Source organism: Actinomadura sp. NAK00032, assembly GCF_013364275.1.
GTDB lineage: Bacteria > Actinomycetota > Actinomycetes > Streptosporangiales > Streptosporangiaceae > Spirillospora.
Window position 1 is genome coordinate 2,903,462 of record NZ_CP054932.1, and the last position, 26,736, is coordinate 2,930,197.

Genomic DNA, 26,736 nt, shown 5'->3' on the forward strand with positions numbered 1-26,736 from the left:
CTACGTCAGGCCCGGCCTACTTCAGGATGGGCCACGCCACCACGACCGGGACGCGGCGGAACTCGCCGCGGTTCGCGGCGCGCCCCGCGTAGACGAGGTAGAACATCACGGCGGCCGTGAACAGCAGCGGCACCCAGATGAGGACGTCGACGGCCAGCGACAGCAGCCCGAAGACGAACCACACCGCGATCGCGGCGATGCCCATGTTGAGGCCCTGCGCGGCGTGCCGCCGCACGAACGGCGAACCGCCCTTGCCGAAGAAGACGATGGCCGGTGCGATGGCGCCGACGAGGAACTGGCCCACGTACGCCATGAGCGCCCACGTCCGGTCGTCGTCCCCGCCCGGCCCGTGGCCGCCGGGCATCTGCCCCGCCATCTGACCGGGCATCTGGACGGTGCCACCGCCCTGCTGGGGCTGCTGCCAGGCCGCGTTGGGCTGCTGTTGGGGCTGCTGTCCCTGCTGGGGTTGCTGCCACATGTTCCCTGGCTGCTGCCAGGGCGCCTGGGGCTGAGCCTGCTGCTGGGGCTGCTGCCAGCCCTGGCCGGGCTGCTGACCTTGACCGGGCGACGGGGGAGGCCCGTAGGCCATGGCGGACGTCCTCTCCATTAGTTCGCTGCGCGTTCGCGATGCGAAGGTGCGAAGCTGCGAGCCATTGCGCGAAGTGTATGACTCCTAGGACGCACGGTAAGTTCGAACCGGTTCCCCGGATCGCCCGGCCTGTGGCCGTTTCGCGCCACACGCCGGCACAGCCCGGCGTCAGGGACGCCACACGACGGCGGACGGGGCCGCCCGGGTGAGCGTGACCGAGCCCGTCCAGGCGATGGCCGACGGCTGCGGCAGGTACGCCTCGTCCAGGAAGAACCCCCGGTTGACGGACGTGACCGTCGCCGGTGCGCCGTTGTCGCCCCACCCGGTCGGCAGCCGCAGCGCCTCGACGCTCGCGATGTCGGCGGCCCGCGTCCCCGCGGGCAGTTCGACGGTGGTGGCGACGGCGCCGTCCCGGTCGATCGACCAGGTCGGCTCGCCGTGGTCGGACCGGTACAGCACGGACGGGTCGGCCTTCAGCCGGACGCCGAGCGCCACCCCGGGCACGGACCCGAACCCGGTCGCCGCGCCCGTCGTCTTGGCGAACTCGACGAACAGGTAGGAGCGCTGGTCGCCGACCTCCCGCGTCACGGGGTCGGACGGGTCCTCGATCTCGCCCTCCCGCACCATCTCCTGGGCCGCGACCCGGTACGTCCACGGCTCGCGGTCCATGACGGCCTCGCGGGCGCGTCCCTCCGGCCGCGTCCGGGACGCGTCGAGGAGGAAGCGCAGCGGCGGGTCCGGCGAGATCACGTCGCACATGTTGTTGTTCGACGTGCAGGTCTGCAGCACCGGGTGGTCGCCCTCGTAGCGGCCGGCGAACTTCAGCGTCAGGTGCAGGGGCGCCTGGTAGACGGCGGTGCCGTCGACCCGGTTCCCGGACGCGTCGACCTCGACGCGGTACACCCATTCGATGTCGGTGGTCCGCCCCCAGCGGGCCATCAGCGCGGGCGTGTCGGTGCCGCCGTCCTCGTTGCTCCACACCACCGAGTACTCGATGACGCGGTGCCCGGGGGTCGCGGCGGGCCGCGTCTCGTGCCAGGCGATCAGCGGGGTGTCGGTGGCCGCGTTCTGGTAGGGGTCGCCGAACGGCCAGCCGGTCCGGCCGACGACGGCGGGCGCGTGGCGCAGGGCGACCGCGTCCGCCTCCGGCATCCGGACGCGGGCCTGGCTCAGGGTGACGCGGCGGGCGGCGGGCGCGCTGCCCTTCGCGAAGCGCAGCGTCACCTCGTGGCGCCCCTTCCCGACATGCCCGAGGCCGAGGCTGCGGGGAACCGGGTCGGACGAGGGGACGACCAGGTCGGTCACATGGTGCCCGTCCACCGCGACCGACACCACGGCGGACTCGGCGCCCTCGCGGACCCACGAGACGCCCGGCGCGGACGCGGCGAAGGAGATGACGGCCTCCCCGTCCCGGTGGGCGGTGAACGTCAGCGTCCGGGCGGGGCCGCCGCGCTGGACGGTGAGGGTGCCGCCGGCGGCGTGGGCGGGAAGCGGAGCGAGGACGAGGGGAGCGCCGGCGAGGGCGGCGAGCACGGCATGACGCGCACGGCTTCTCATGATCGGGAAAGGTACGGCGCCGGGGTCGCGTTCCGGTGACGGCGCGGTCGCCCGCGGGTGTCGGCTCGGTGAGGCGTCAGGCGCGGCTGCGGTGCAGCGGCGCGAGCGCGGCGAGCGCGGCCGGCTCCTGCAGCGACACGGCCGTGAACCGCCCGGCCCCCTCGCCCTTCCCGCCGTGTGCGTCGGGCCCGTAGAGGGTCAGCCCCGACTCGGCCAGCCGGACGGCGCGGCCCCGCCGGACGACGTCGTGGCCCAGCTCCCGCAGCAGCGCGACCACGTCGCCGGCGGGCTCGTCGAGCAGGTCGACGCCGTCCAGCCGGAACCGCATCTCGGGGTTGCCGCTCCAGCCGGGCGAGCGCGTCCCGCAGATCTCGGCGAGCCGCTCCACGCCGTCCTCGCCCCGGTCGGTGGACAGCGCCAGCGTCCCGCGCCCCACCCGCACGCTGCGGTGGTCGGCCCACCCGCACAGCAGCGACGCCTTCGGCGGGCGGGTGCCGCAGTGCTCGGCGACGCCGGCGAGGGCCGTCCACGCGTCGGGGGCCAGGGTGGAGAACAGCAGGCTCGCGTCCGGCAGCAGCGCCCCGCGGCCCGGCTCCAGCGTGACGACGAACGGCGCCACCCGCCCCGGGAACCGCGCCGGGTCGGCCTCCCGGAGCGTGACGAGCCCCTCCCACTCCACCGGCTCGTCCACCGCGAACCAGGTGATCACGGCCTCCACGCCGAGGTCGCGGAACGTCGCGTCGGTCAGCCGCTCGGCGACCGCCTCGCGCAGCCCCTCCGCGGTCTCGGCGAGGCGGCGGCGCCACCACGGGGGCTCCGGCTCGGCGGACCCGCCCGTCGACCAGCGCGTCCCCGGCCCGGGCAGGCCGGACCGCCGCTCGCCGCCCGCGCCGTCGACCACCGTGCAGTGCCAGCCGTCCGGCCCGCCCTGCAGCAGCACCCGCGCCGGCGCCCGTCCCTGCTCGGTCGCACCCTCGTCCACCATCCCGTTGACACTATCCACCCAAGAGGGGCGGCATGCTGCATTCCGGCCGTCCGGCGCGTGGTTTCCGGACGACACGGCGGCGGTTGCTCGACCTGGGCCCGTATGTAGGTACGGTCAGAACAGCGGCCAGACGGTCTGACCCGACCTCCCGGAGGTAGCGTGACCCACCCCGAGCAGGTACTGCGTTCTGCGAAGGAACGGGAAACGGTGAACGGCGCCGTCCGCGCGCTGCGCTCCGCCGCCCCCGACGGCTGGGAGCGGCTCGACTTCGCGTTCCGCGCGACCGTCGGCATCGACAGCGCCTCGCTGGAGGTCGAGGACGCCGGCGGCGGCCGCCGTACCGCCGTCCCGCCCGGCCAGGCCATCGGCCGGATGGACGAGCTGCGCCGCGTGATGTACCGCGCCGGCAAGGGCGCCTGGTTCACCGCGCGCCTCCAGATCGAGCGCTCCGGCCGCTTCAGCGCCGAGTTCGACTACGACGGCGAACCGGACTTCACCCCGCCCCTCACCGCGTCCGCCTACGTCCAGGACCTCGACCGCTTCCCCCGCACGGACGCCCACATCCCAGACTGGCTCCGCGAAAAACTCGACGAGTCCTGAACGACCGCCTCCGCCGGGTCTGAGCAGGCGGCCGGGCGGGGCAGACTTGAAGGGTGCCCTCGACGCTTCCCGACGGAGACCCCGTACCGGCCGACGGCGCGCTGCCCGCCGGCGCGCTGAACGGCCTGGGGGACCGCCCGTTCGCCTTCTACGTCCATGTGCCCTTCTGCGTGACACGCTGCGGGTACTGCGACTTCAACACCTATACGGCGACGGAGCTGGGCCCGGGGGCGAGCCGTGACTCCTACGCCGACACCGCCATCAGCGAGGTGCGGATGGCCAGGCGCGTCCTGGGCGACGCCGACCTCCCCGTGGAGACGGTCTTCGTGGGCGGCGGCACACCGACGCTGCTCCCGCCGGGAGACCTGGGGCGCGTCCTCGACGCCATCGACGCCGAGTTCGGGCTCGCCAAGGGCGCGGAGGTCACCACCGAGGCGAACCCCGAGTCGGTGGACGAGTCCTACGTGGCCAAGCTCCGGGAGGCCGGGTTCACCCGCATCTCCTACGGCATGCAGAGCGCGCGCGAGCACGTCCTGGCCGTCCTGGAGCGCACGCACACTCCCGGCCGCGTCCCGCAGGTCGTCGACTGGACCCGCAAGGCGGGCTTCGAGCACATCAACCTCGACCTGATCTACGGCACCCCAGGCGAGACCGACGACGACTGGAGGGCCTCCCTGGAGGCGGCCCTCGCGTCCGAGCCCGACCACGTGTCGGCCTACGCGCTCATCGTCGAGGAGGGCACCCGCCTGGCCGCCCAGGTGCGGCGCGGGGAACTCAAGGCCCCCGATGACGACGCCATGGCCGACCGCTACCTCATCGCCGACGAGATGCTCAGCGGCCGCGGCCTGCACTGGTACGAGATCTCCAACTGGGCGTCCGACCCGGCCGCCGCCTGCCGCCACAACATGCTCTATTGGACGGGCGCCGACTGGTGGGGCGTCGGCCCAGGGGCGCACAGCCACGTCGGCGGAACCCGCTGGTGGAACGTCAAGCACCCCGCCGCCTACGCCTCCCGCCTGGCCGAGGGCACGACCCCCGCCCACGCCAGGGAGATCCTCACCGACGACGACCGCCACATCGAGCGCGTCATGCTGGAACTACGCCTGGCCCAGGGCTGCCCCACACCCCTCCTGGACGACAAGGCCACCCGCAGAGCAATCGACGAGGGCCTACTAGAACCGGCCCCCTACGAAGAGGGCCGAGCCGTCCTGACCCTAAAGGGCCGCCTCCTGGCCGACGCAGTAGTCCGAGACCTCACCTAAGAGCGACCTGCACTCACGAAATCGATCAGTTCCTCCACGCGGCCCAGCAGTGCGGGTTCCAGGTCGGTGTAGCTGCCGACCGAGTTCAGGATCCGCTTCCAGGCGGCGCCGGTGTCGTCGCCCCAGCCGAGTTCGGCGATGACGCCCTCCTTCCACGGGATGCCGCGGGGGATGCGTGGCCAGGCGCGGATGCCGACGGCGGCTGGCTTCACCGCCTCCCAGATGTCGATGAACGGGTGGCCGGTGATCAGGACGTGCGGGGACGACACCCGCGCGGCGATCCGGGACTCCTTGGACCCCTCCACCAGGTGGTCGACGAGGACGCCGAGGCGGCGGCCGGCGTCCGGGCCGAACTCCTCGACGATCGCGGGCAGGTCGTCCACGCCTTCGAGGTACTCCACGACGACGCCCTCGACGCGCAGGTCGTGGCCCCAGATCTTCTCGACCAGCTCGGCGTCGTGGACGCCCTCGACGTAGATGCGGCTCTGCTTGGCGACCTGGGCGCGCAGGCCCCGCACCGCGATCGAGCCGGACGCCGACCGCGCCTGCCCCCTGGGCGCCGCGGTGGGCCTGACCAGGGTGACCGGCTTGCCGTCGATCAGGAAGCCGGCCTTCGCCAGCGGGAACACGCGCCGCTTGCCGAACCGGTCCTCCAGCGTGACGCCGAACTTGTCGCAGCCGACCACCGCGCCGCAGAAGCCGCTGCCGGGGTCCTCGGCGACCAGCCCCGGCTCGGCCGGGACCTCCGGGATCTGCCCCTTGCGCGGCCTGCGCCAGTCGCCGGCCAGCACATCGTTTCCGTAGTCCTTACTGCGCACGGGTCCGCACATTAACCCGGCGGGGCGGCCGGGTGGCGTCGCCCCTCGTCCCTCGGCGTGGCGCCCGCGTCCGATACGGATAGGATCGCGCCGCCGTCCGGGGAGTGCGCGGGCACTCCGATCGGGGGTGCGGGGCCGTACAATTGGCACTCTAGAGTATGGAGTGCCAGCGGAACGGCCGACCGGACGAGGGAGGTGACGCCGTGCTGGACGACCGCAAGCTCGCCGTCCTGCGCGCCATCGTCGAGGACTTCGTCTCCACCAACGAGCCGGTGGGGTCGAAGGCCCTGGCGGACCGGCACAACCTCGGTGTGTCGCCCGCGACCATCCGCAACGACATGGCGGTGCTGGAGGAGCAGGGCTACATCACGCAGCCGCACACCAGCGCCGGGCGCGTGCCCACCGACAAGGGCTACCGGCTGTTCGTCGACCGGCTGTCGACGATCAAGCCGCTGTCGATCGCCGAGCGGCGCGCCATCGAGACGTTCCTGTCCGGCGCCTACGACCTCGACGACGTGGTCGGCCGCACGGTGCGGCTGCTCGCGCAGCTCACCCGGCAGGTCGCCGTCGTCCAGTACCCGTCGCTGACCCGCTCGTCGGTGCGGCACGTCGAGCTGGTCCCGGTCGCCGAGGGGCGGCTGCTGCTCGTCCTGATCACCGACACCGGGCGGGTGGAGCAGCGGGTCATCGAGACGCCCGCCGCGATCTCCGAGGAATCGATCGGGCACCTGCGGGCGTTGCTCAACACGTGCCTGGACGGGCTCGGCCTCGGCGACGTGCCGACGGCCGTCGCCGACCTGCCGGAGAAGGTGGGGCCGGACGAGCGGCCGGTCGCGGCGTCGGTGCTGTCGGTGCTGCTGGAGACGCTCGTCGACAAGCACGAGGAGAAGATCGTTTTCGCCGGGGCGGCCAACCTCGCCGCCGTCGACTTCTCGCAGAGCCTGCGGGAGGTCCTGGTGGCGCTGGAGGAGCAGGTGGTGCTGATGAGGCTGCTCGGCGAGACCGGCGACTCCTCTACAGTTACGGTGCGGATCGGCACCGAGAACCCCGACCTGGGGCTCCGATCGACCTCGGTGGTCGCCGCGGACTACGGGGTCGGCGACCTCACCTTGGCCAGGCTCGGAGTACTCGGGCCTACACGCATGGATTACCCCAGCACGATGGGAGCGGTACGGGCAGTGGCACGCTACGTGGGACAGATCCTGGCGGGGTCGTAAGGTGGCGAACGACTACTACGCGACCCTGGGGGTCCGGCGCGACGCGAGCGCCGACGAGGTGAAGAAGGCCTACCGCCGGCTGGCGCGGGAGCTTCACCCCGACGTCAACCCGGATCCGGAGACCCAGGAGAAGTTCAAGGAGATCACCCAGGCGTACGAGGTGCTCTCCGACCCCAAGAAGCGGGAGATGTACGACCTCGGCGCGGACCCGTTCGCGTCCGGGGCGGGCGCGGGGGCCGGCGGGTTCGGCGGGGCCGGGTTCCCCTTCAGCGACATCATGGACGCCTTCTTCGGGACGGCCACCGCGCGCGGCCCGCGGTCGCGGGCCCGGCGCGGCCGCAACGCGACGCTGCGGGTCGAGCTCGACCTCGCCGAGACGGCGTTCGGCACGACCCGCGAGCTGTCCATCGACACCGCGGTGGGCTGCGCCGCCTGCGACGGGTCGGGCTGCGCGCCCGGCACCCACCCGGAGACGTGCGAGACCTGCCACGGGCGCGGCGAGGTGCAGCAGGTCCAGCGCTCGTTCCTCGGCCAGGTCATGACGGCGCGGCCGTGCCCGGCGTGCGGCGGGTTCGGCTCGGTGATCCGCAACCCGTGCACCGAGTGCTCGGGCGACGGCCGGGTCCGCACCCGGCGCACCGTCAAGGTCAAGATCCCGGCCGGGGTGGAGAACGGCATCCACATCCAGCTCGCCGGCGAGGGCGAGGTCGGCCCGGGCGGCGGCCCGCCCGGCGACCTGTTCCTGGAGATCGTGGAGAAGCCGCACCCGATCTTCGAGCGGGAGGGCGACGACCTGCACTGCACGGTCGAGATCCCGATGACGGCGGCGGCGCTCGGTACCAGCGTCACCATCGAGACGCTGGACGACGCCGAGAGCGTCGACATCAAGCCCGGCACGCAGTCCGGGCAGGTGATCACGCTCTACAACCGGGGCGTCCGGCACCTCAACGAGAGCGGCCGCGGCGACCTGATGATCCACGTGAACGTGGAGACGCCGGGCCGGCTCGACGAGGAGCAGGAGGACCTGCTCCGCCGCCTGGCGGCCCTGCGCGGCGAGGAGCGCCCGCCCGGCAAGTTCGCCCCCGGTCAGCGCAACGGCGTGTTCTCCCGTATCAAGGACGTCTTCAACCAGCACTGAAGCGAGGTGGCGGCGGCCTACCGGGAGGGCCGCCGCGGCGGTTCCGAGCATTGAGAGGCCCACATGAGCCCGCCGGTGTTCCTCGCCGGGGCGGACGCGCTGGAGCGCGGCACGGTCGTCCTGGACGGCCCCGAAGGGCGGCACGCGGCGGCCGTGCGGCGGCTGCGGCCCGGTGAGCGGGTCGACCTGACCGACGGCGCCGGGCTGCTGGCCGAGTGCGTCGTCACCGCCGCCGACCGCGCGTCCCTCACCCTGGACGTGCTGGCCCGGCACCGGGAGCCGCCTCCCGCGCCGCGCATCGTGGTCGTCCAGGCGCTCCCGAAGGGCGACCGGGGCGAGCTGGCCGTGGAGACCATGACCGAGGTCGGCGTCGACGTGATCGTCCCGTGGGCGGCGGAGCGCTGCGTCACCCGGTGGCGCCCGGAGCGCCGCGAGAAGGCGCTCGGGCGCTGGCGCGCGACCGCCCGGGAGGCCGCCAAGCAGGCGCGGCGCGGCCGGCTGCCCGAGGTACCGGATCTCGCGTCCACCGAGGACGTCGCCGCGCGGATCGCCGCCGCGTCACTGGCGCTCGTCCTGCATGAGGAGGCCGAAGCGCCGCTGAGCGGGGTGCGAGTGCCCCCGGACGGCGACATCGTGCTGGTGGTGGGGCCCGAAGGCGGCATCACCGAGGCGGAGCTGGAGCGTTTCGCCGCGGCCGGCGGCAGCCCGGCGCGGCTCGGCCCGACCGTGCTGCGCACGTCGACGGCCGGGGTGGCGGCGGGCAGCGTGCTGCTCGCCGCCACCGGACGCTGGTAGGACGACCCGGCGGGCCCGTCAGGGCGTGGTCGCCGCGCCCTCCTCGGCCGTCCCCGCGGGGCTGCTCGTCGGCGCCTGCGTGGGCGCGTCGGTCGGCTTCTGCGTGGTCGGCGACGTGGTGGGGGTCGGCGGCGGCGCGGAGGTCGGCGCCTGCGTCGGCGTCTCGCTCGGGCACGGCGTGGTCTCCGGAGTCTGCGTGCCGGTCGCGCCCGGCGAGGCGGGCGCCGTGCCCGCCGGCGGCGGGATGCGGCACGACGACAGCCCCGGCGACGAGCTGGGACTGGTGGTCGACGAGGCGGACGGCGAACCCGACGAGGTGCTGCCCGCGGCGGGCGGCTCGGGGAACTCGGGGTTGCCCGGGGTGGCCGCGCGGTCGCCGTCGGTGTTGTTCTGCCCGCCGCCGGACGGCCCGCTGTTGCCGACGGACTGCTGGATGAGGTCGATGGTCTGCGGCGCCGTCACGCCGAGCCCGGCGATGACGACGGCGGCGGCGACGGCGAGCACGGGCCGCGCCCAGCCGACGGTGAACCGGTCCAACCCGAACCGGGCGGGTCCGAACCGCCCGAGACCGAACCGGCGGCTCTGGCCGTCGGCGACGCGGGCCCGGATGCGTTCCAGGCCGTCGCCCGCGGGGTTGACCGTATCCGCCTCCGCGTGCAGGGCGCGGCGGAGGATCTCGCCGTGCTCGTCGTGGGGGTCGGTGGTCATGTGAACTGCTCCAGGACGTTGCGTAGCGCGGTCATCCCGCGCGCCGTATGGCTCTTGACGGCGCCGCGGGAGATGCCCATCGCGTTGGCGATCTCCGCTTCGGACAGGTCCGCGTAGTAGCGGAGGACGAGCGCCTCCCGCTGGCGGGCGGGGAGCCGGGCGAGCGCGTCGATCACCGCCGAGCGCTCCAGCTCCCCGATGGCCCCGGCCTCCGCGCTCGGCGCGTCCGGCAGCCCCTTCGGGGCGTACTTCTCGACGACGGCGCGGTGCCGCAGCACCGATCGCGACCGGTTCACCACGGACTGGCGCAGGTAGGACAGGGCCTTGTCGGGGTCGCGCAGCCGCCGCCAGCCGCCGTGCATCGCGACGAAGGCGTCCTGGACGACCTCTTCGGCCGTCCCGGCGTCCCGTACGAGCATGGCCGCCAGGCGTACCAGCGAGCGGTAGTTGGCGCTGTAGAGCGCGGTCACCGCCTGATCGGCGTCCCAGGCGACGGCCACCGCCCCCGCCGTGCCCCTGGCCACGAGGGTCTCGGTCACGTCAGTTCGACGCGCGCCCTCCTCGCCCGGTTTACGAAAGGGCATGTCCTGATCTGCCTCGGTCACCTGTCCGCCGCCTTTGCCGGCCCCGGCCGTCCATTCGGACGGGCGCCCTCGGGGTGGCACGAATGGGGCGCGCCCGCCCGCCCGGAAGCGCGCCGCAATGCCTGCGGACCGGGGGGTACGCCTTGAGCTGACAACCTTAACCAGTGGCCGGTCGGAATGGTGACCGCAACCGGGAGGTCGGTCGCCGGAAAGCCTATCCGGCGCGGGGCGGCGCGGACCATGATCGCGCGGGTCTCGATAGGATTCCGGGGCGGTCACGGGCGCCGCGGCGAGGGGAGACAGATGACCGACTGCCTGTTCTGCAAGATCGTTTCCGGGGACGTGCCGGCCACGATCGTCCGCGAGTCGGCCGGGACGGTCGCGTTCCGCGACATCAACCCGCAGGCGCCGACCCACGTGCTGGTCATCCCGCGCGAGCACCACCCGACCGCGGGGGAGCTGGCCGCGTCCGACGCCGGACTGCTGGCCGAGGTCGTCCGGGAGGCGCACCAGGTCGCCGCCGACGAGGGCATCGCCGAGACCGGCTACCGGATCGTGTTCAACACCGGCGCCCAGGCCGGCCAGACCGTCTTCCACGTGCACGCCCACGTGCTGGGCGGACGTGGCCTCAACTGGCCGCCCGGCTGAGCGCGCCCGCACCCGCCCGCGCCGGGGCGGGCGTTACGCCACGCGAAAAACCCTTCGGTGCCGTGCCGGGGGTGCCCAGTACGATGGAACCGGCATACCTGGACACCCGGAGCAGACAGAAGGCAGGTCCGAAGGCCGCAAGGCCCGGCTGATGGTCGAATCAACTCACACGAGGGCAACCCGCACGGGGCGCGACGACCGCAACGGCTCGCGCGCGCAGATCAAGATCGTGGTGCCGGACGACCATTCGATGGTGAGCCTGCTCGGCTCCCGGGATGAGCTGCTCCACGCGATCGAGCAGGCGTTCGGCAGCGCCATCGACATCCACGTCCGCGGCAACGAGATCACCGTGACCGGGTCCGGCGACGACACCGACCTGGTGTCCCGGCTGTTCACCGAGATGCTCGAACTGCTGAAGGGGGGCACGCAGCTCACCCCCGACGCCGTCGAGCGCAGCCTGGCGATGCTGCGCGGCGAGAGCGGCGCCCGCCCGGCGGAGGTGCTGACCCTGGACGTGCTGTCCAGCCGGGGCCGCACGATCCGCCCGAAGACGCTGAACCAGCGGCGCTACGTCGACGCGATCGACAGGCACACGATCGTGTTCGGGATCGGCCCCGCCGGCACCGGCAAGACGTACCTGGCGATGGCCAAGGCCGTCCGCGCGCTGCAGGACAAGCAGGTCAACCGGATCATCCTGACGCGTCCCGCGGTCGAGGCGGGGGAGCGGCTCGGCTTCCTGCCGGGAACGCTCTACGAGAAGATCGACCCGTACCTGCGGCCGCTGTACGACGCGCTGCACGACATGGTCGACCCCGACTCGATCCCGCGCCTGATGGCCGCCGGCACCATCGAGGTCGCGCCGCTGGCGTACATGCGCGGGCGGACGCTGAACGACTCGTTCATCATCCTGGACGAGGCGCAGAACACCTCGCCCGAGCAGATGAAGATGTTCCTCACCCGGCTCGGGTTCGGCTCGAAGGTCGTGGTGACCGGCGACGTCACGCAGGTCGACCTGCCGAGCGGGCAGACCAGCGGCCTGCGCGTCGTGCAGGACATCCTGGAGGGCGTCGAGGACATCGACTTCTGCCGGCTCGACAGCCGCGACGTCGTCCGGCACAAGCTCGTCACCGACATCGTCGACGCCTACAACCGCTGGGACGAGGAGCGCGTGCCGGCGGCCGGGCAGGGGCAGGGCGGGCGCGGCGGCCCCCGCAAGCGGGGGCGGCAGTGAGCATCGAGGTGCTGAACGAGTCGGGCGTGCCCGTCGACGAGCAGGCGCTCGCCGCGCTGTCGCGGCACGTCCTGGACGGCATGCGCGTCCACCCGCTGGCCGAGCTGTCGGTGCTGCTGGTCGACGAGGCCGCGATGACCGAGCTGCACGTGAAGTGGATGGACGAGCCCGGCCCGACCGACGTGCTGTCCTTCCCGATGGACGAGCTGCGCCCCGGCCACATGTCCGGCGGCGCCGACGAGGACGGCGAGACCGATCCCGGGCTGCTCGGCGACGTCGTCCTGTGCCCGTCGGTGGCGGAGCGGCAGGCGCGGGAGGCCGGGCACAGCACCGAGGCGGAGCTGGAGCTGCTGTGCGCGCACGGCATCCTGCACCTCCTCGGCTACGACCACGCCGAGCCGGAGGAGCACAAGGAGATGTTCGGCCTGCAGGCCGAGCTCCTGGCCTCCTGGCGGGAGGAACGCGGCGGCTGATGAGCACCGCGCAGGCGTGGCTGTCCGCCCTGGCGGTGGGCCTGGTCTTCATGGCGGGCCTGCTGGCCGGCACCGAGACGGCGCTCGCCCGCGTGTCCCGGGTCACCGTGGACGAGGCGCTCCGCGAGGGGCGGCGCGGTGCCAAGCGGCTCGCCGAGGTCGTCGCCGACCCGGCGCGCTACGTGAACATGGTGCTGCTGCTGCGGATCGGCTGCGAGCTGGTCGCCACCGTGATCGTGGCGGACCTGTGCATCTCCTGGCTGGACGAGACGTGGCGCGCCTACGTCACGGCCGCCGCGGTGATGATCCTGATCAGCTACGTGGTGATCGGGGTGGGGCCGCGCACGCTCGGCATCCAGCACGCCGACCGGATCGCGCTGGCGGGCGCCGCGGTGATCCACCCGGTCACCCGGGTGTTCGGGCCGCTGCCCCGGCTGCTGATCCTGCTCGGCAACGCGCTGACGCCCGGCAAGGGGTTCCGGGAGGGCCCGTTCGCGTCGGAGGCGGAGCTGCGCGACCTCGTCGACCTGGCCGAGCAGCGGGAGCTGATCGAGCCGGTCGAGCGGGAGATGATCCACTCGGTGTTCGAGCTGGGCGACACCCTCGTGCGCGAGGTGATGGTGCCGCGCACCGACATCGTGTTCATCGAGCGGACGAAGACGCTGCGGCAGGCGATGTCGCTCGCGCTGCGCAGCGGCTTCTCCCGCATCCCGGTCGTCGGCGAGAACGAGGACGACGTCGTCGGCATCGCCTACCTCAAGGACGTCGCCCGCCGCAGCCAGGAGCACCGCGCGGGCGAGTCGACCGAGACGGTCGACTCCGTCATGCGCCCGGCCACCTACGTGCCCGACAGCAAGCCGATCGACGAGCTGCTGCGCGAGATGCAGGCCCGCCGGATCCACGTCGCGATCGTCATCGACGAGTACGGCGGCACCGCGGGCCTGGTCACCATCGAGGACATCCTGGAGGAGATCGTCGGCGAGATCACCGACGAGTACGACCGGGAGATCCCGCCGGTGACCTGGCTGCCGGACGGCGCCGCCCGGGTCACCGCCCGGCTCCCCGTCGAGGACCTCGCCGAGCTGTTCGGCGTGGAGCTGGACGGCGAGGACGTCGAGACGGTCGGCGGGCTGCTCGCCCACGCCCTGGGCCGCGTCCCGATCGAGGGCTCCACGGCGGAGGTCGGCCCCGCCGACGGCGGGCCCGTCCTGTCGCTCAAGGCGGAGACGATCGCGGGCCGCCGCAACCGGATCGGCACGGTGCTGGTGCACCGGCTCGGCGCGACCGCCGCCGACGCGGCCGAGGCCGACGATCCGGGCCGGTCCCGCTAGCGCCGCTCCCGCCGGCGCCGCTCCCGCCGGCGCCGCTCCCGCGCGTCAGCCGAGGGTGGTGCGCAGCGTCCCGTCGGGGCCCGCGACGAGGACGGGCGCCTTGGCGCCGAGGTCGCGGACGGCGGCGACGTCGGCCGCGTCCGGGGCGTCGGCGGCGGTGACGACGGCGGCGGCCTCCAGGTCCTCGGCGCCGCTGGAGACGGCCATCGCGACGGCGACCTTGAGGGCCGAGAGCGTCAGGGACGGCAGGTCCACGCTCGTGGCGGCGTAGGTGCGGCCGGTCTCGTCGCGCACGGCGGCGCCCTCGGCGGCGCCGGTGCGGGCCCGCGCCGACCGGGCCAGGGTGATGATCTTGGCGTCCTCGGGGTTCAGCTCGCTCACGCCGCCAAGCGTACGGGGTCGCCCGCAAGTCACCGGCAAGTGGGCGGCAAGAGCGCCGCGCGATCCTCAGGCGGTCAGAGTTAGCCGTTTTCTGGGGGAAAGTGATGTCCCGTCTGCTCTACCGCCTGGGGAGGGCCGCGGCGCTGCGGCCCTGGCGGTTCATCGTCGTGTGGCTGGCGCTCATCGCGGCGGTGGGCGGTCTCGCGGGCGTCGCCGGGGGAGCGCTGCAGGACGACTACACGCTGTCCGGGACGGGCTCGCAGCAGGCCACCGACCTGCTGCGGGACCGGTTCCCCGCCGTGGCGGGCGCCGACGCGCGGGTGGTCGTGCACGCGAAGTCGGGGAAGGTCGACCAGGCGAAGCTCGACGCGGCGGCGGCCGAGCTGGGCCGGCTGCCGCACGTCAGCGCGGTCGCCCCGGCGCGGCCGAGCGCGGACGGCGCGACGGCGCTGCTGACCGTCCGCTACTCGGTGCCCGTCACCGACCTGGCGCCCGGCGAGACGCTCGACCTGCTGCGGTCGGCGACCGGCGGCCTGGACGCGGCCGGGTACCAGGTGGAGTTCGGCGGCCAGGTCCCCGAGAACGTGACGGCGCCCAGCGGCGTCGCCGAGGCGGTCGGGGTCGTGGCGGCGCTGGTGATCCTGCTGCTGGCGTTCGGGTCGGTGGTGGCGGCGGGGATGCCGCTGGTGGTGGCGCTGGCCGGGCTCGGTGTTGGCGTGTCCGGGATCACGCTGGTGGCGGCACTCACGAACGTCGCGACCACCGCGCCGACGGTGGCGAGCATGGTCGGGCTCGGCGTCGGCATCGACTACGCCCTGTTCATCCTCACCCGCCACCGCGAGGGCCTCGCGGCCGGGCTGGAGGTGCCGGAGGCGGCGGGCCGGGCCATCGCGACCGCGGGCCTGTCGGTCCTGTTCGCCGGGTTCACCGTGCTGCTGGCGCTGTGCGGGCTCGTGCTGTCGCGCATCCCGGTCTTCATGACCATGGGCTTCACCACCGGGCTCGTCGTCGCGGCGACCGTGCTGAGCGCGGTCACCCTGCTGCCCGCCGTCCTGGGGCTCGCGGGCCGCCGGGTGCTGCGCCGCCGCGACCGCGCCGCCGGCGCGAAGATCACGGTCGAGTCGCCGCGGGTGCGGCGCTGGGCCGGGCACGTCGGGCGGCACCCGTGGCCGTGGCTGCTCGCCGCGGCGGTGGTGATGCTCAGCCTGGCCGCCCCCGCGCTCGGCATGCGGACCTGGCCGACCGACGCCAGCAGCGAGCCGTCGTCCAACACCGTCCGGCAGGCCTACGACCTGGTCGCGGACGCCTACGGGCCCGGCGCCAACGGGCCGCTGCTCGTCGCCGTCGACCTGGAGCGGACCGACCCGGGCGCGCTGCCGGGGCTGGGGGAGCGGCTGGCCCGCACCGAGGGCGTCGCGGCCGTCGCGCCGCCGCGGCTGTCCCCGCGCCGCGACGCCGCGATGATCATGGTGACGCCGGAGTACGGCCCGCAGGACGAGCGGGTGACCGGCCTCGTCGACCGGATCCGCGCGGACGCGCTGCCGGCCGGCACGGAGATCACCGGGCTGACCGCCGTGTACGTCGACCTGTCCCGGACGCTGTCGGACCGGCTGTGGCCGGTGATCGGCGTCGTCGTCGCCACGTCCTTCGTCATGCTGCTGATCGTCTTCCGGTCGGTGCTGGTGCCGCTGAAGGCCGCCGTGATGAACCTGCTGTCGATCGGCGCCGCGTACGGGGTGCTGACGGCGGTGTTCCAGTGGGGCTGGGGCACCGGCCTGCTCGGGCTGCCGCACAGCGTCCCGGTGTCGTCGTTCATCGTGCTGCTGATGTTCGCGGTCCTGTTCGGGGTGTCGATGGACTATGAGGTGTTCCTGCTGTCGCGGATCCGGGAGGAGTGGCTCGCGCACGGCGACGCCCGCGCCTCGGTCACCACCGGGCTCGCCGCGACCGGCCGGGTCATCACCAGCGCGGCGCTGATCATGGTGGCGGTGTTCCTCGGCTTCGCCGCCGACCCCGGCCTGATCGTCAAGCAGATGGGGGTGGGGCTCGCGGTCGCGGTGACGCTGGACGCGACCGTCGTCCGGCTGGTGCTGGTGCCCGCCGCGATGTCGCTGCTCGGCCGGGCGAACTGGTGGCTGCCGGGGCCGCTCGGCCGGGTCCTGCCGCGCATCGACGTGCACGGCGGCGCCGAGCCCGCCGGGCCGGCCGAACGGGAGCCCGAACCCAGCCGCGCGTAACCGGGGGAGTGATCACGATGGGTGGACATGTCCCGGTTAGGCTGATCGGGACATGTCGCCTGTCGTACGCGTGCTCGGAGCCTTCGGCGCGGAGGTGGCGGGAGCGCCCGCCGACCTCGGCGGGCCCCGGCAGCGCTCCGTGCTCGCCCGGCTCGTCGCCGCGCGCGGCCGGATGGTGCCCGCCGACCGGCTCGTCGAGGACCTGTGGGCCGCCGCGCCCCCGCCCCGCGCCGCCGCCGGCCTCCAGTCGTTCGTGTCGCACCTGCGCCGCGCCCTGGAACCGGACCGGCCGCCCCGCACGCCCGCGCGGATCCTCACCACCGAGCCGCCCGGGTACGCGCTCCGGCTGCCGGACGGCGCCGTCGACGCCTGGCGGTTCGACGCGCTGATCGACGTGTCCGCCGAGCTGCTGGACACCGACCCGGCGGAGGCGCGCCGCAGCGCCGCGGCCGCCCTCGCCGAGTGGCGCGGCCCCGCCTACGCGGAGTTCGCCGGGCTGCCGTGGGCCGCCGCCGAGGCCGCCCGGCTGGAGGAGCGCCGCCGCATCGCCGTGGAGCGCCGCGCCGAGGCCGCGCTCCGGCTCGGGGCCGCCGCCGAGGCCGTCCCCGACCTGGAGGCGCACGCCGCCGCCGACCCGCTGCGCGAGGAGGCGTGGCGGCTGCTCGCCCTCGCCCTCTACCGCGCCGGGCGCCAGGGCGACGCCCTCGCCGCCCTCCGCCGGGCCCGCGCCGCCCTGACCGAGGAACTCGGCGTCGACCCCGGCCCCGCGCTGCGCCGCCTCGAAGCCGACATCCTGGCGCAGGCGCCCGCGCTGGGGGAGCCGGCGCCCGCGCGCCCGGTGCTGCGGGTCGCGCCGCCGCCCCCGGCCGAGCACCCGGACTTCGTCGGGCGCGTCCGGGAACTCGCGAGGCTGGAGGGCGCGGCCGGCGCCGCCGAGACCGGGCGGGGCGGCGTCGTCCTCGTCGGCGGCGACGCGGGCATGGGCAAGACGGCGCTCGCCGAGCGGTTCGCGGCCGGGCTCGCCGAGCGGGGCTGGACGTGCGCGTGGGGCCGGGCGCCCGAGACCGGCGGCGCCCCCGCCGCCTGGCCCTGGGCCGAGCTGCTGCGCGGCCTGGCCGCCGCCGCGCCGCCCGCCGAAGGGCTGGTCGACCGGCTGGGCCCGCTGCTGGACGACGCCGCCACCGGGCGCGGCGACGCCGACGTGAGCATGGGCCGGTTCCGGCTCCACCTGGCCGTCGGCGACTACCTCGCCGGGCTCGCCGGCGCGGCACCGCTGCTGCTCGTCCTGGACGACCTCCACTGGGCGGACGAGGAGACCCTCGCCCTGCTCGTCCGGCTCGCCGGGGGGCTCCGCGACCGGCCCGTCCTGCTGCTGGCCACGTTCCGGCCGACGGAGGTCGCCGACGGGCTCGCCGGCGCGCTGGCCGCCCTCGCCCGGCACGAGCCGGCCCGGATCGACCTCGCCGGCCTGTCGCCGGACGAGACCGCCGCACTCGTCCGCGGCGTCTGCGCCACCCGGCTGGACGACGCGGAGGTCACCGCGATCGCCGAGCGGACCGGCGGCAACCCGTTCTTCACCCGCGAGACCGCCCGGCTGCTGGACGCCGAGGGCCTGCCCGCCGCCACCCGCCGGGTGCCCGCCGGGGTCGGCGACGTGCTGCGCCGCCGGATCGCCCGGCTGCCGGAACCGGCCCGTGCCGTGCTGCGCGACGCCGCCGTCCTCGGCCGGGACGCCGACCTGCGCGTCCTGTCCGACCTCGCGGGGGACGACGACACGGTCGTCGACGCCGTCGAGGCGGGCCTGGCCAGCGGCCTGGTCGTCGAGCCGGCGCCCGGCCGGATGCGGTTCGCGCACGCGCTCGTCCGCGACACCCTCTACGCCGGGCTGTCGCAGGCCCGCCGCGTCCGGCTGCACGGCCGCGTCGCCGCCGCCCTCGAACGGCACACGCCCGACGAGGCCGCCGCGATCGCGCACCACTACCTGGAGTCGGGCACCGACCCGGCGAAGGCCGTCCGGTACGCGTGCCGCGCCGCCGAGGCGGCCGAGGCCCGCTTCGCGCACGGCGCCGCCGCCGACCTGTGGGCCCGCGCCGTCGCGGCGCTGCGCGCGCAGGGGCCCGCCGCGACCGGCGAGCGGCTGGCGGCGGAGGCCGCCGCGATCCGCGCCGGCGCGCTGTCCGGGCAGGTCGTCGCCGCGCGCGACCGGCGGCTGGCCGCCATCGCCGACGCCCGCGCGTTCGGCGACGTCCGGCTGCTGGCCCGGATCATCACGAGCTTCGACGTCCCGACCCTGTGGACGAGCCGCGAGTACGGGACCGTCGACCGCGCCGTGGTCGAGGCGGCCGGCGAGGCCCTCGACCGGCTCCCCGGCGATGAGCCGCAACTGCGCGTCCGGCTGCTGACCACGCTCGCGATGGAGCTGGAGGGCGAGCAGGACGACCGCGGGCTCACCGCGTCCGAGGAGGCGATCGCCGCGGCCCGCGGGCTCGGCGTCCCGGAACTGCTCGCCGCCGCGCTCAACGGCGGCTACGTCAACGGCTACCGCACCGCCGACGGCCTCGCCCGCCGCCAGCGGATCGCCGCCGAGCTGCTCGACCTCGCCGCCGGGCACGACCTCGGCACCTACCGCGTCCTCGCGCACCTGCAGCTCCAGCAGTGCGCCGTCGCCGCCCTCGACCTGCCCACCGCGCACCGGCACCTGGCGGAGGGCCGGCGGCTCGCCGACCAGTACGGGCTGCCGCTGCTCGCGCAGATCGCCGGCTGGTACGCCGGGCTCGTGCACGCCTTCGCCGCCCGGTTCGACGCGGCCGAGCGCACCTACGAGGAGGTCGGCGGCGCCATCGGCCGGACCGGCATCTGGTTCAGCGAGCGCGGCATGGTCTTCGTCGGGCTGTTCTGCCTGCGGCTCTGCCAGGGCCGCGAGGGCGAGCTGGTGGACGGCGCCGCCTGGCTGCACCGGCAGTGGGGCCACGTCGAGGCCACCGCCGACCTGTACGCCCTCGCCCTCGCCGCCGCCGGCCGCACCGCGGACGCGCGGCGGGCCGCCGCGGGCGCGGGGCCCGTCCGGCTCGACTACTTCTTCGACCTCACCATGGCGATCCGGGCGCTGCGCGCGATGGCGCTCGGCGACCGCGACCTGGCGGAGCGGGCCTACGCGGCGCTGCTGCCCTACGCGGAGCACGTCAGCGGCGGCGCCACCGCCGCCGCCACGATCGGCCCCGTCGCGCAGATCCTCGGCGACCTCGCGCTGTTCCTGGAGCGCCCCGCCGAGACGGCCGCCGCCCACTACCGCAAGGCCGCCGAGGTCGCCGACCGCCTCGGCGCCGCCCAGTGGACCGACAAGGCCCGCACCGCCCTCACCCGGCTCGGCAACCCCGCCGCCTGACGGCACGTGCCGCCCGCCCCGCCGGGTGGGCGACAATTGAGGGATGACCAGTGTGGGAAACGGGGCGCCCGAGGGGCACCGGGCGGGGTTCGCGTGCTTCATCGGGCGGCCGAACGTGGGCAAGTCGACCCTGATGAACGCCCTCGTCGGGACCAAGGTCGCGATCACCAGCAGCCGCCCGCAGACGACGCGGCGGGCCATCCGGGGGATCGTGCACCGGCCGGACGCGCAGCTGGTCGTCGTCGACACGCCCGGCCTGCACAAGCCGCGGACGCTGCTCGGGGAGCGGCTGGACAGCCTCGTCCGGTCCACGCTGACCGAGGTGGACGCGATCGGGTTCTGCGTTCCCGCCGACCAGCCCGTCGGGCCCGGCGACAAGTACATCGCCCGCGAGCTGGCGGGCGTGAAGAAGACGCCCGTGGTGGCGATCGTCACGAAGACGGACCTGGCCTCGCCCGAGCAGGTCGCCGAGCAGCTCCTCGCGGTCGGCCGCCTCGGCGAGTTCGCCGACATCGTGCCGTGCTCGGCCGCGGACGGCTTCCAGGTCGGCCTCGTCGGCGACCTGCTGATCTCCCACCTGCCGGAGGGCATGCCGCTCTACCCGGAGGGCGACCTCACCGACGAGCCCGAGCAGGTTCTGATCAGCGAGCTGATCCGGGAGGCGGCGCTGGAGGGCGTCCGCGACGAGCTGCCCCACTCGATCGCCGTGGTGGTGGACGAGATGGCGCCGCGCGAGGGCCGCGCCGACCTCGTCGACGTCTACGCGCACCTGTACGTCGAGCGGTCCAGCCAGAAGGGCATCATCATCGGCCACAAGGGCGCCCGGCTCCGCGAGGTCGGCGCGGCGGCGCGCCGGCAGATCGAGGCGCTGCTCGGCACCAAGGTCTTCCTCGACCTGCGCGTCAGCGTCCTGAAGGACTGGCAGCGCGACCCCAAGCAGCTCCGCAGGCTGGGCTTCTACGACTGATCTTTTTGGGGGCCGGGCTCGGGGGCTTGCTCGGGCGCGTCGTGGTGGCGGCCCCAGGCCTGGTCCTCGTCGGGCCAGGCGGCGCCCTCGCCCGGCTGGTCGGGGTAGGCGCCCGGCTGGTCGGGGTAGGCGAACTGCGGCTGGTACTGCTCCTGCGGCTGGTACCGGTAGTCGTACGCGTCCGCGTTCTGGGAGCGCGCCACGCGCGCGCCGATGGGGCGGGCGAGGCTGAAGCCGACCACGAACAGGGACGCCACGACCGCGAGGTACCAGCCGTAGCGGACGGTGATCTGGTAGCCGAGGTCCAGGCCGGTCTCGGGGAGGTCGTCGCGGACGTCCCCGAGCCGCAGCACGAAGATGCCGCACACCAGCAGGGCGAGCGTGCCGGGGACGGCGGCGAGCCCGCCGATCCGCGCGTCCCGGCCGATCAGGTCCCAGCAGGCGAGCGCGATCGCGATGACCGCCAGCACCGGGACGGCGAGGACCATGTCGTCGGCGTCGATGCCGGCCACGCTGCCGAGGTCGCGGCTGAGCGTGCGGCCGAACAGCTCGACGGCGACCGCGGCGTGCGCCCACGGCAGGAACGCCGACACCAGCAGCGCCGACGCGGCGGCGATCAGGGCGATGATCCACAGGGCGCCGCCGCGCGCCGTGGCGGGCTCCGGGGCGCCGTACGCGTCCGGGGCGGGCTCGCCCGCGGGCGGCGGGTAGCCGTCGACGGGCGGCAGGAAGGACGGGCGCGGCTGCGAGCGGCCCGCGTCGGAACCCAGGTCACCGGTCATGGACCCAGCGTAAGGGCAGGGGCCGCCTGGACCGGGACGGCCACGGCGGCGGCGCCGGGTCGGTACTTTGGACGGAGTCCGTTATGGGAGGAGATCCCCGGTGTTGCTCGTTTTCGGGCTGACGGCGGTGTTCCGTACCGTCAGCGAGGGGACGTTCCACTGCCCGCAGTGCGGCGGTGACCGCGCCTACCGCAGGCGCGCCGGGCGCCGCTGGCTCTCGGTGTTCTTCGTCCCGACGGTGCCGCTGTGGCGGCTGTCCCACACGGTTGAGTGCCGCACCTGCAAGGGCCGGTTCCCGGTCATGGCGCTGCGCACGCCGACGGCGCGGCAGCTGGGGGAGACCCTGGCCGCGGGCATGCGGGCGGCCGCCGCGCTGGTGCTGCGGGCCGGCGACCCGTCCGCCCCCGCGGCCCGCGCCCGCGCGATCGCCACCGTCACCGGGTACGGCGAGCCCGACTACGACACCGCCGCCGTCGACGCCGACCTCGCGCTGCGCCGCACGTTCCTGCAGCGGGAGGTCGTGCACGCCGGCGCCCAGCTCGCGGTGGAGGCCAAGGAGTGGTTCCTCGCGCAGGCCGTCCGGATCGGGCTGGCGGACGGGCCGCTCGGCGACGGCGAGCGGCAGGCCCTGCACGGCATCGCCGACCTGCTCGGCATGTCCCCCGCGTACGCGCTGGGCGTGATCGTGACCACCGAGGGGGCGGCGCGCTGACATGGCCCCCGCCGGAAGGGCGCTGGTCCGGGCTCCCGGGCCGCGGGTCGCCGAGGGCATCGTCACCCATGCCGCCCGCCGCCCGGTGGACACCGCGCTCGCGGCGCGCCAGCACGCGGCCTACGTCGCGGCGCTGCGGTCGGCCGGCTGGTCGGTGCGGGCCGTGCCGCCCGCCGACGACCAGCCCGACGCCGTGTTCGTCGAGGACGCCCTGGTCGTCGCCGGCGACCTGGCGATCGTGTGCCGGTCGGGCGCGGAGCGCCGCCGGGGCGAGCTCGCGGGCGCCGAGCGGGCGGCGCGCGAGCTGGGCCTGCGGATCGAGCGGATCGAGCCGCCGGGCACCCTGGACGGCGGCGACGTGCTGAGCGTCGGCGGCACCGTCTACGTGGGCCGCGGCTCCCGCACCAACGAGGAGGGCATCTGCGCGCTGGCGCGGCTGCTGGGCGGGCGGCGGGTCGTGCCGGTGGACACCCGCGGCTGCCTGCACCTGAAGTCGGCGATGACCGCGCTGCCGGACGGCGGCCTGATCGGCCGGCCGGAGCTGGTGGACACCTCGGCGCTGCCGAGCCTGCGCGTCGCGCCCGAGCCGGCGGGCGCCCACGTGGTGCGGCTCGGGCCCGACCACGTCCTGATGGCGGCCTCGGCGCCGCGCACGGCGGCGCAGCTGGCGGCGGACGGGCTGCGCGTCACCCGGGTGGACATCAGCGAGTTCGAGGCCCTCGACGGCTGTGTGACCTGCCTGTCCGTGCTCGTCCCCTGACCGTCCGGCGGGAATGCCCCGCGCGCCGGGCGGCGTTGCGATGAGACGGAGGAGGCCGCTGTTGTCTCAACATGCGGACCTGGGTTTCCGCAACCCGGATGGCATCTGTTAACTTGGCGAGCGTGTTGCGTGAGCTGCTCCTCCTTAGCGGCCGCAGCGGGGGCCTGTAAGACAGGTCGGCTCCCTCGCTGCGGGACTTTGACGTGGACGTCGGCCGCGAGGTTCGAGCAGAGAGATCTCAACGGATGTATCCGCAACAGCAGTCCTCCGGTATGCCCTTCGAGCGCTACCGCCCCTTCGCCCCGGTCAGGCTGGCCGACCGCACCTGGCCCGGCGCCGTCATCGCCGAGGCGCCGCGCTGGTGCGCCGTCGACCTGCGGGACGGCAACCAGGCGCTGATCGACCCGATGGACGCCCACCGCAAGCTCAAGATGTTCGAGCTGCTGGTACGGATGGGCTACAAGGAGATCGAGGTCGGCTTCCCGGCGGCCAGCCAGACCGACTTCGACTTCGTCCGGCAGATCATCGACGAGGGCCGGATCCCCGACGACGTCGTCATCCAGGTGCTGACCCAGGCCCGCCCGGAACTGATCGAGCGGACCTTCGAGTCGGTGCGCGGCGCCAAGCAGGCGATCGTGCACCTGTACAACTCGACCAGCACGCTGCAGCGCCGCGTCGTGTTCGGGCAGGACAGGGACGGCATCACCGCGATCGCCGTCGAGGGCGCCAAGCTGTGCGCCAAGCTCGCCGAGGACATGGGCGACACCGAGATCTACTTCCAGTACTCGCCGGAGTCGTTCACCGGCACCGAGCTGGAGTACGCCGTCGAGGTCTGCAACGCCGTCAACGACGTGTGGAAGCCCACCCCGGACCGCAAGGTCATCGTCAACCTGCCGGCGACCGTCGAGATGGCGACGCCGAACGTGTACGCCGACCAGATTGAGTGGATGCACCGGAACCTGGCCTACCGGGACTCGGTCGTCCTGTCGCTGCACCCGCACAACGACCGCGGGACGGCCGTCGCCGCCGCCGAGCTCGGCTACATGGCGGGCGCCGACCGCATCGAGGGCTGCCTGTTCGGCAACGGCGAGCGCACCGGCAACGTCTGCCTGGTCACCCTGGGCCTGAACCTGTTCACCCAGGGCGTCGACCCGCAGATCGACTTCTCCGACATCGACGAGATCCGGCGGACCGTCGAGTACTGCAACCAGCTGCCCGTCCACGAGCGGCACCCCTACGGCGGCGACCTGGTCTACACCGCGTTCTCCGGCTCCCATCAGGACGCCATCAACAAGGGCTTCGACCACCTGCGGCGCGACGCCGAGGCCGCCGGGACCCCGGTGGAGGAGTACCGGTGGGAGGTCCCGTACCTGCCGATCGACCCGCACGACGTCGGCCGGACGTACGAGGCCGTGATCCGGGTCAACAGCCAGTCCGGCAAGGGCGGCGTCGCCTACGTCATGAAGACCGAGCACTCCCTGGAGCTACCGCGCCGCCTGCAGATCGAGTTCTCCCGGGTGGTGCAGGAGCACACCGACAGCGCCGGCGGCGAGGTCACGCCCGAGCGGATGTGGGAGATCTTCGAGGCCGAGTTCCTCGGCAACGGCCCCCGCGCCGGGCTGCTGGCGCACCGCGCCACCTCCCGGGTGGACGAGAAGGACGTGCTCAGCTGCGACGTCCGCGTCGACGGCGAGATCCGCGAGATCGAGGGCGTCGGCAACGGCCCGGTCTCCGCGTTCGAGGACGCGCTCGCCACGATCGGGGTCGACGTACGGGTGCTGGACTACGCCGAGCACGCGATGAGCGCGGGCGGCGACGCGCGCGCCGCCGCCTACGTCGAGTGCGACGTGAACGGCACGACGGTGTGGGGCGTCGGCATCGACGGCAACATCGTGACCGCGTCCCTCAAGGCGATCCTGTCGGCCGTGAACCGGGTGGCCCGCGCGCAAGACGCGTAAGCGGCGACGTGCTCGGCTACGAGCGCCCCGCCCGGCTGCGGGGCGAGCGGGCCCGGCTGGTCGGACGCTCCTGCGGCAGCAGGCGTCCGGGGCAAGATCAAGCTGCAGCAAGACGCGGCCAATACCACGACCTACGCCATCGACCGCGACTGAGCACGCGGACCGGGACCCGCGGGTGTTGGGAGGCACCCGCGGGCCCCGCCGGGTCAGCGGGCGCGGCCGAGGACGTGGTGGACCAGTTCGCGCAGGGGGCCGTGCAGCTGGGCCTCACCGACGGTGGTGCGGTCGCCGTCGATGTCGATCTCGTACAGGAACTGGTCGGGGATCCGGCCCGGCGGCGGCACCGCGGTGAGGTCCACCCGGTGGACGAGCCTCATCAGCATGGGGTCGCTGGCGCTGTCGGACTCGGCGCGCCGCTCGATCCCCGCGAACCCTCCGCTGCGGACGACTGTCACTTTCAATGCGCTATCCGTTCGCCTCCATGGAGACTCCTACCCCGGTCCAGGCGCGGTTCACCGCCTTCGCCTCGGCGGAGCCGGCACCGAACAGCCGGTTCGCGGTCGCGGCGGTCGCGGCGGCGAAACCGGCGAAGTCGACGTCCGCGGCCAGGGTGCCCCCGGTGAGCGTGTCGTACCAGACGCGGCCGGCCTTCTCCCAGGCGTTGCCGCCCAGCGCGGTCGCCGCCAGGTAGAACGCGTGGTTGGGAATGCCCGAGTTGATGTGGACGCCGCCGTTGTCGCGGTAGGTCTCCACGTAGTGGTCCATGTGGGCGGGCTGCGGGTCCTTGCCGAGGCGGGGGTCGTCGTAGGCGGTGCCCGGCTCCTTCATCGAGCGCAGCGCGACGCCGTTGACGCCCTCGGCGAGCAGGCCCTGCCCGATGAGCCAGTCGGCCCGGTCGGCGGTCTGCCCGAGATGCCACTGCTTGATGAGCGATCCGAACACGTCCGACATGGACTCGTTGAGGGCGCCGGCCTGGCCGTAGTACTCCAGGTTGGCGGTGTACTGGGTGATCCCGTGGGTGAGCTCGTGCCCGGTGACGTCGAGGGGGCCGGTGAAGCCGGTGAACAGGACGCCGTCGCCGTCCCCGTACACCATCTGCTCGCCGTTCCAGAAGGCGTTGTCGTAGTCGTCGCCGTAGTGGACGGTCGAGACCATCCGCAGGCCGGCGCCGTCGATCGAGTTGCGCCGGTACGCGGCCTCGAAGAAGTCGAACGTCGCGCCGAGCCAGTCGTAGGCCTGGTCGGCGGCCTGGTCGCCGGTGGCGGGGCCGCCCTCGGAGCGGACGGTGCGGCCCGGCAGCTCCTCGCGGTGGCCCGCGTCGCCGATGGTCCGGTCGGGGACGAAGTCCTCGGACGGGTCGGGGGCGCCGGCCGCGGTCAGCTTGCGCTCGGCGAACTGCGCGGACGTGAGCGCCAGCGTACGGCGGGCGCGGGCGCGGAGGGCCGGATCGTCGGCGTCGCGGGCGATGCGCTCCAGCATGTGCGGTGGCACGATGTGGCATCTCATGCCACAACGCTGCCAGCTCGGGGTGGTTCGAGCCATAACTTTCGACAGGACGTCACGGCCGAATCCGGTCACGGTATGTGATTGTTATGAAGCGCAGCGGTACCGTCCGGGC

General features: G+C 74.3%; 25 protein-coding genes. 15 read left to right on the top strand and 10 right to left on the bottom strand.

All coding sequences use genetic code 11. The features are described 5' to 3' along the window. Positions 1 to 16 precede the first annotated feature (16 nt). From HUT06_RS13590 to HUT06_RS13600, 3 genes are all read right to left on the bottom strand, one after another. The gene (locus tag HUT06_RS13590; protein WP_176196050.1) at positions 17 to 478 is read right to left on the bottom strand and encodes a DUF4870 domain-containing protein; all 462 of its coding nucleotides are present in this window, start codon (positions 476 to 478) and stop codon (positions 17 to 19) included. 279 nt (positions 479 to 757) lie between these two features. Then, complete coding sequence (locus tag HUT06_RS13595; protein WP_176196051.1) at positions 758 to 2,146, bottom strand: hypothetical protein; 1,389 nt, start codon at positions 2,144 to 2,146, stop codon at positions 758 to 760. 76 nt (positions 2,147 to 2,222) lie between these two features. After that, positions 2,223 to 3,131 (bottom strand): hypothetical protein, encoded by a 909-nt coding sequence (locus HUT06_RS13600; RefSeq protein WP_176196052.1) that lies wholly within the window; start codon positions 3,129 to 3,131, stop codon positions 2,223 to 2,225. 207 nt (positions 3,132 to 3,338) lie between these two features. On the opposite strand from HUT06_RS13600, the gene HUT06_RS13605 reads away from it, so the two are divergent. Together HUT06_RS13605 and hemW are read left to right on the top strand one after the other, a co-directional pair. Beyond that, positions 3,339 to 3,731 carry an antitoxin YezG family protein gene (locus tag HUT06_RS13605; RefSeq protein WP_254715161.1) on the top strand — a complete coding sequence of 131 codons (393 nt, stop codon included), beginning with the start codon at positions 3,339 to 3,341 and terminating at the stop codon, positions 3,729 to 3,731. A gap of 53 nt (positions 3,732 to 3,784) precedes the next feature. Then, positions 3,785 to 4,993 (top strand): radical SAM family heme chaperone HemW, encoded by a 1,209-nt coding sequence (gene hemW / locus HUT06_RS13610; RefSeq protein WP_176196054.1) that lies wholly within the window; start codon positions 3,785 to 3,787, stop codon positions 4,991 to 4,993. Here the strand turns inward: hemW and HUT06_RS13615 are convergent. Then, positions 4,990 to 5,811, bottom strand: coding sequence for a DUF3097 domain-containing protein (locus HUT06_RS13615; protein WP_254715162.1), 822 nt, complete (start codon positions 5,809 to 5,811; stop codon positions 4,990 to 4,992). The two genes, hemW and HUT06_RS13615, sit on opposite strands and share 4 nt — an antisense overlap. 203 nt (positions 5,812 to 6,014) lie before the next feature. Between HUT06_RS13615 and hrcA the strand changes: the two genes are divergently transcribed. The 3 genes from hrcA to HUT06_RS13630 all read left to right on the top strand — a co-directional run bounded on the left by hrcA (position 6,015) and on the right by HUT06_RS13630 (position 8,961). Then, positions 6,015 to 7,028, top strand: a complete 1,014-nt coding sequence (hrcA, locus tag HUT06_RS13620; RefSeq protein ID WP_176196056.1) for a heat-inducible transcriptional repressor HrcA — start codon at positions 6,015 to 6,017, stop codon at positions 7,026 to 7,028. Position 7,029: 1 nt separating this feature from the next. Beyond that, the gene (gene dnaJ / locus HUT06_RS13625) at positions 7,030 to 8,166 is read left to right on the top strand and encodes a molecular chaperone DnaJ (protein WP_176196057.1); all 1,137 of its coding nucleotides are present in this window, start codon (positions 7,030 to 7,032) and stop codon (positions 8,164 to 8,166) included. 63 nt (positions 8,167 to 8,229) lie between these two features. After that, on the top strand, positions 8,230 to 8,961 hold the full coding sequence (locus tag HUT06_RS13630) for a 16S rRNA (uracil(1498)-N(3))-methyltransferase (RefSeq protein ID WP_176196058.1): 732 nt from the start codon (positions 8,230 to 8,232) through the stop codon (positions 8,959 to 8,961). 18 nt (positions 8,962 to 8,979) lie between these two features. Here the strand turns inward: HUT06_RS13630 and HUT06_RS13635 are convergent, their stop codons facing one another. Beyond that, a complete protein-coding gene (locus HUT06_RS13635) occupies positions 8,980 to 9,669 on the bottom strand; it encodes a hypothetical protein (protein ID WP_176196059.1) in 690 nt (229 codons plus the stop codon). Continuing rightward, a complete protein-coding gene (locus tag HUT06_RS13640) occupies positions 9,666 to 10,208 on the bottom strand; it encodes a SigE family RNA polymerase sigma factor (RefSeq protein ID WP_245868104.1) in 543 nt (180 codons plus the stop codon). Before HUT06_RS13640 ends, HUT06_RS13635 begins: the two co-directional genes overlap by 4 nt. 348 nt (positions 10,209 to 10,556) lie before the next feature. On the opposite strand from HUT06_RS13640, the gene HUT06_RS13645 reads away from it, so the two are divergent. The 4 genes from HUT06_RS13645 (at position 10,557) to HUT06_RS13660 (ending at position 13,936) form a co-directional block, all read left to right on the top strand. Further along, on the top strand, positions 10,557 to 10,901 hold the full coding sequence (locus HUT06_RS13645; protein WP_176196060.1) for a histidine triad nucleotide-binding protein: 345 nt from the start codon (positions 10,557 to 10,559) through the stop codon (positions 10,899 to 10,901). Between the two features lie 250 nt (positions 10,902 to 11,151). Next, positions 11,152 to 12,132 carry a PhoH family protein gene (locus HUT06_RS13650; RefSeq protein WP_254715753.1) on the top strand — a complete coding sequence of 327 codons (981 nt, stop codon included), beginning with the start codon at positions 11,152 to 11,154 and terminating at the stop codon, positions 12,130 to 12,132. Further along, on the top strand, positions 12,129 to 12,605 hold the full coding sequence (gene ybeY / locus HUT06_RS13655) for an rRNA maturation RNase YbeY (RefSeq protein ID WP_176196062.1): 477 nt from the start codon (positions 12,129 to 12,131) through the stop codon (positions 12,603 to 12,605). The genes HUT06_RS13650 and ybeY overlap by 4 nt, the downstream gene beginning before the upstream one ends. Further along, entirely contained in the window at positions 12,605 to 13,936 is a 1,332-nt protein-coding gene (locus HUT06_RS13660; protein WP_176196063.1) for a hemolysin family protein, read from the top strand. Before ybeY ends, HUT06_RS13660 begins: the two co-directional genes overlap by 1 nt. Before the next feature lie 45 nt (positions 13,937 to 13,981). Here the strand turns inward: HUT06_RS13660 and HUT06_RS13665 are convergent, their stop codons facing one another. Beyond that, positions 13,982 to 14,317, bottom strand: coding sequence for a cytidine deaminase (locus tag HUT06_RS13665; RefSeq protein WP_176196064.1), 336 nt, complete (start codon positions 14,315 to 14,317; stop codon positions 13,982 to 13,984). 104 nt (positions 14,318 to 14,421) lie between these two features. Between HUT06_RS13665 and HUT06_RS13670 the strand changes: the two genes are divergently transcribed. The 3 genes from HUT06_RS13670 to era are packed head-to-tail and all read left to right on the top strand — an operon-like array spanning position 14,422 to position 20,906. After that, the gene (locus tag HUT06_RS13670; protein WP_176196065.1) at positions 14,422 to 16,554 is read left to right on the top strand and encodes an MMPL family transporter; all 2,133 of its coding nucleotides are present in this window, start codon (positions 14,422 to 14,424) and stop codon (positions 16,552 to 16,554) included. Between the two features lie 52 nt (positions 16,555 to 16,606). Beyond that, entirely contained in the window at positions 16,607 to 19,939 is a 3,333-nt protein-coding gene (locus HUT06_RS13675) for a BTAD domain-containing putative transcriptional regulator (protein WP_176196066.1), read from the top strand. A gap of 43 nt (positions 19,940 to 19,982) precedes the next feature. Further along, entirely contained in the window at positions 19,983 to 20,906 is a 924-nt protein-coding gene (era, locus tag HUT06_RS13680; RefSeq protein ID WP_176196067.1) for a GTPase Era, read from the top strand. Here era and HUT06_RS13685 read toward each other — a convergent pair. Then, the gene (locus HUT06_RS13685) at positions 20,897 to 21,688 is read right to left on the bottom strand and encodes a hypothetical protein (RefSeq protein WP_176196068.1); all 792 of its coding nucleotides are present in this window, start codon (positions 21,686 to 21,688) and stop codon (positions 20,897 to 20,899) included. The genes era and HUT06_RS13685 overlap by 10 nt on opposite strands. 100 nt (positions 21,689 to 21,788) lie before the next feature. On the opposite strand from HUT06_RS13685, the gene HUT06_RS13690 reads away from it, so the two are divergent. The 3 genes from HUT06_RS13690 (at position 21,789) to leuA (ending at position 25,118) form a co-directional block, all read left to right on the top strand. Beyond that, positions 21,789 to 22,400: a hypothetical protein gene (locus tag HUT06_RS13690; RefSeq protein WP_176196069.1), complete on the top strand. Its 612-nt coding sequence runs from the start codon at positions 21,789 to 21,791 to the stop codon at positions 22,398 to 22,400. Between the two features lies 1 nt (position 22,401). Continuing rightward, on the top strand, positions 22,402 to 23,160 hold the full coding sequence (ddaH, locus tag HUT06_RS13695; protein WP_176196070.1) for a dimethylargininase: 759 nt from the start codon (positions 22,402 to 22,404) through the stop codon (positions 23,158 to 23,160). Positions 23,161 to 23,405: 245 nt separating this feature from the next. Further along, positions 23,406 to 25,118 carry a 2-isopropylmalate synthase gene (leuA, locus tag HUT06_RS13700; protein ID WP_176196071.1) on the top strand — a complete coding sequence of 571 codons (1,713 nt, stop codon included), beginning with the start codon at positions 23,406 to 23,408 and terminating at the stop codon, positions 25,116 to 25,118. Between the two features lie 206 nt (positions 25,119 to 25,324). On the opposite strand, the gene HUT06_RS13705 is transcribed toward leuA, so the two are convergent. Next, positions 25,325 to 25,573, bottom strand: coding sequence for a protealysin inhibitor emfourin (locus tag HUT06_RS13705; protein ID WP_176201350.1), 249 nt, complete (start codon positions 25,571 to 25,573; stop codon positions 25,325 to 25,327). Between the two features lie 10 nt (positions 25,574 to 25,583). After that, the gene (locus tag HUT06_RS13710) at positions 25,584 to 26,624 is read right to left on the bottom strand and encodes a M4 family metallopeptidase (RefSeq protein ID WP_176196072.1); all 1,041 of its coding nucleotides are present in this window, start codon (positions 26,622 to 26,624) and stop codon (positions 25,584 to 25,586) included. Between the last annotated feature and the right edge of the window lie 112 nt (positions 26,625 to 26,736).

Bases quoted from the DNA above. Each gene is read 5' to 3' on its own strand.
- HUT06_RS13685 (WP_176196068.1), bottom strand. From the start codon at position 21,688: ATGACCGGTGACCTGGGTTCCGACGCGGGCCGCTCGCAGCCGCGCCCG.
- HUT06_RS13645 (WP_176196060.1), top strand. From the start codon at position 10,557: ATGACCGACTGCCTGTTCTGCAAGATCGTTTCCGGGGACGTGCCGGCC.
- HUT06_RS13675 (WP_176196066.1), top strand. From the start codon at position 16,607: ATGTCGCCTGTCGTACGCGTGCTCGGAGCCTTCGGCGCGGAGGTGGCG.
- HUT06_RS13660 (WP_176196063.1), top strand. From the start codon at position 12,605: ATGAGCACCGCGCAGGCGTGGCTGTCCGCCCTGGCGGTGGGCCTGGTC.
- HUT06_RS13590 (WP_176196050.1), bottom strand. From the start codon at position 478: ATGTGGCAGCAACCCCAGCAGGGACAGCAGCCCCAACAGCAGCCCAAC.
- leuA (WP_176196071.1), top strand. From the start codon at position 23,406: ATGTATCCGCAACAGCAGTCCTCCGGTATGCCCTTCGAGCGCTACCGC.
- HUT06_RS13595 (WP_176196051.1), bottom strand. From the start codon at position 2,146: ATGAGAAGCCGTGCGCGTCATGCCGTGCTCGCCGCCCTCGCCGGCGCT.
- ddaH (WP_176196070.1), top strand. From the start codon at position 22,402: ATGGCCCCCGCCGGAAGGGCGCTGGTCCGGGCTCCCGGGCCGCGGGTC.
- HUT06_RS13635 (WP_176196059.1), bottom strand. From the start codon at position 9,669: ATGACCACCGACCCCCACGACGAGCACGGCGAGATCCTCCGCCGCGCC.
- HUT06_RS13630 (WP_176196058.1), top strand. From the start codon at position 8,230: ATGAGCCCGCCGGTGTTCCTCGCCGGGGCGGACGCGCTGGAGCGCGGC.
- HUT06_RS13600 (WP_176196052.1), bottom strand. From the start codon at position 3,131: ATGGTGGACGAGGGTGCGACCGAGCAGGGACGGGCGCCGGCGCGGGTG.
- HUT06_RS13650 (WP_254715753.1), top strand. From the start codon at position 11,152: ATGGTGAGCCTGCTCGGCTCCCGGGATGAGCTGCTCCACGCGATCGAG.
- HUT06_RS13670 (WP_176196065.1), top strand. From the start codon at position 14,422: ATGTCCCGTCTGCTCTACCGCCTGGGGAGGGCCGCGGCGCTGCGGCCC.
- era (WP_176196067.1), top strand. From the start codon at position 19,983: ATGACCAGTGTGGGAAACGGGGCGCCCGAGGGGCACCGGGCGGGGTTC.
- HUT06_RS13710 (WP_176196072.1), bottom strand. From the start codon at position 26,624: ATGAGATGCCACATCGTGCCACCGCACATGCTGGAGCGCATCGCCCGC.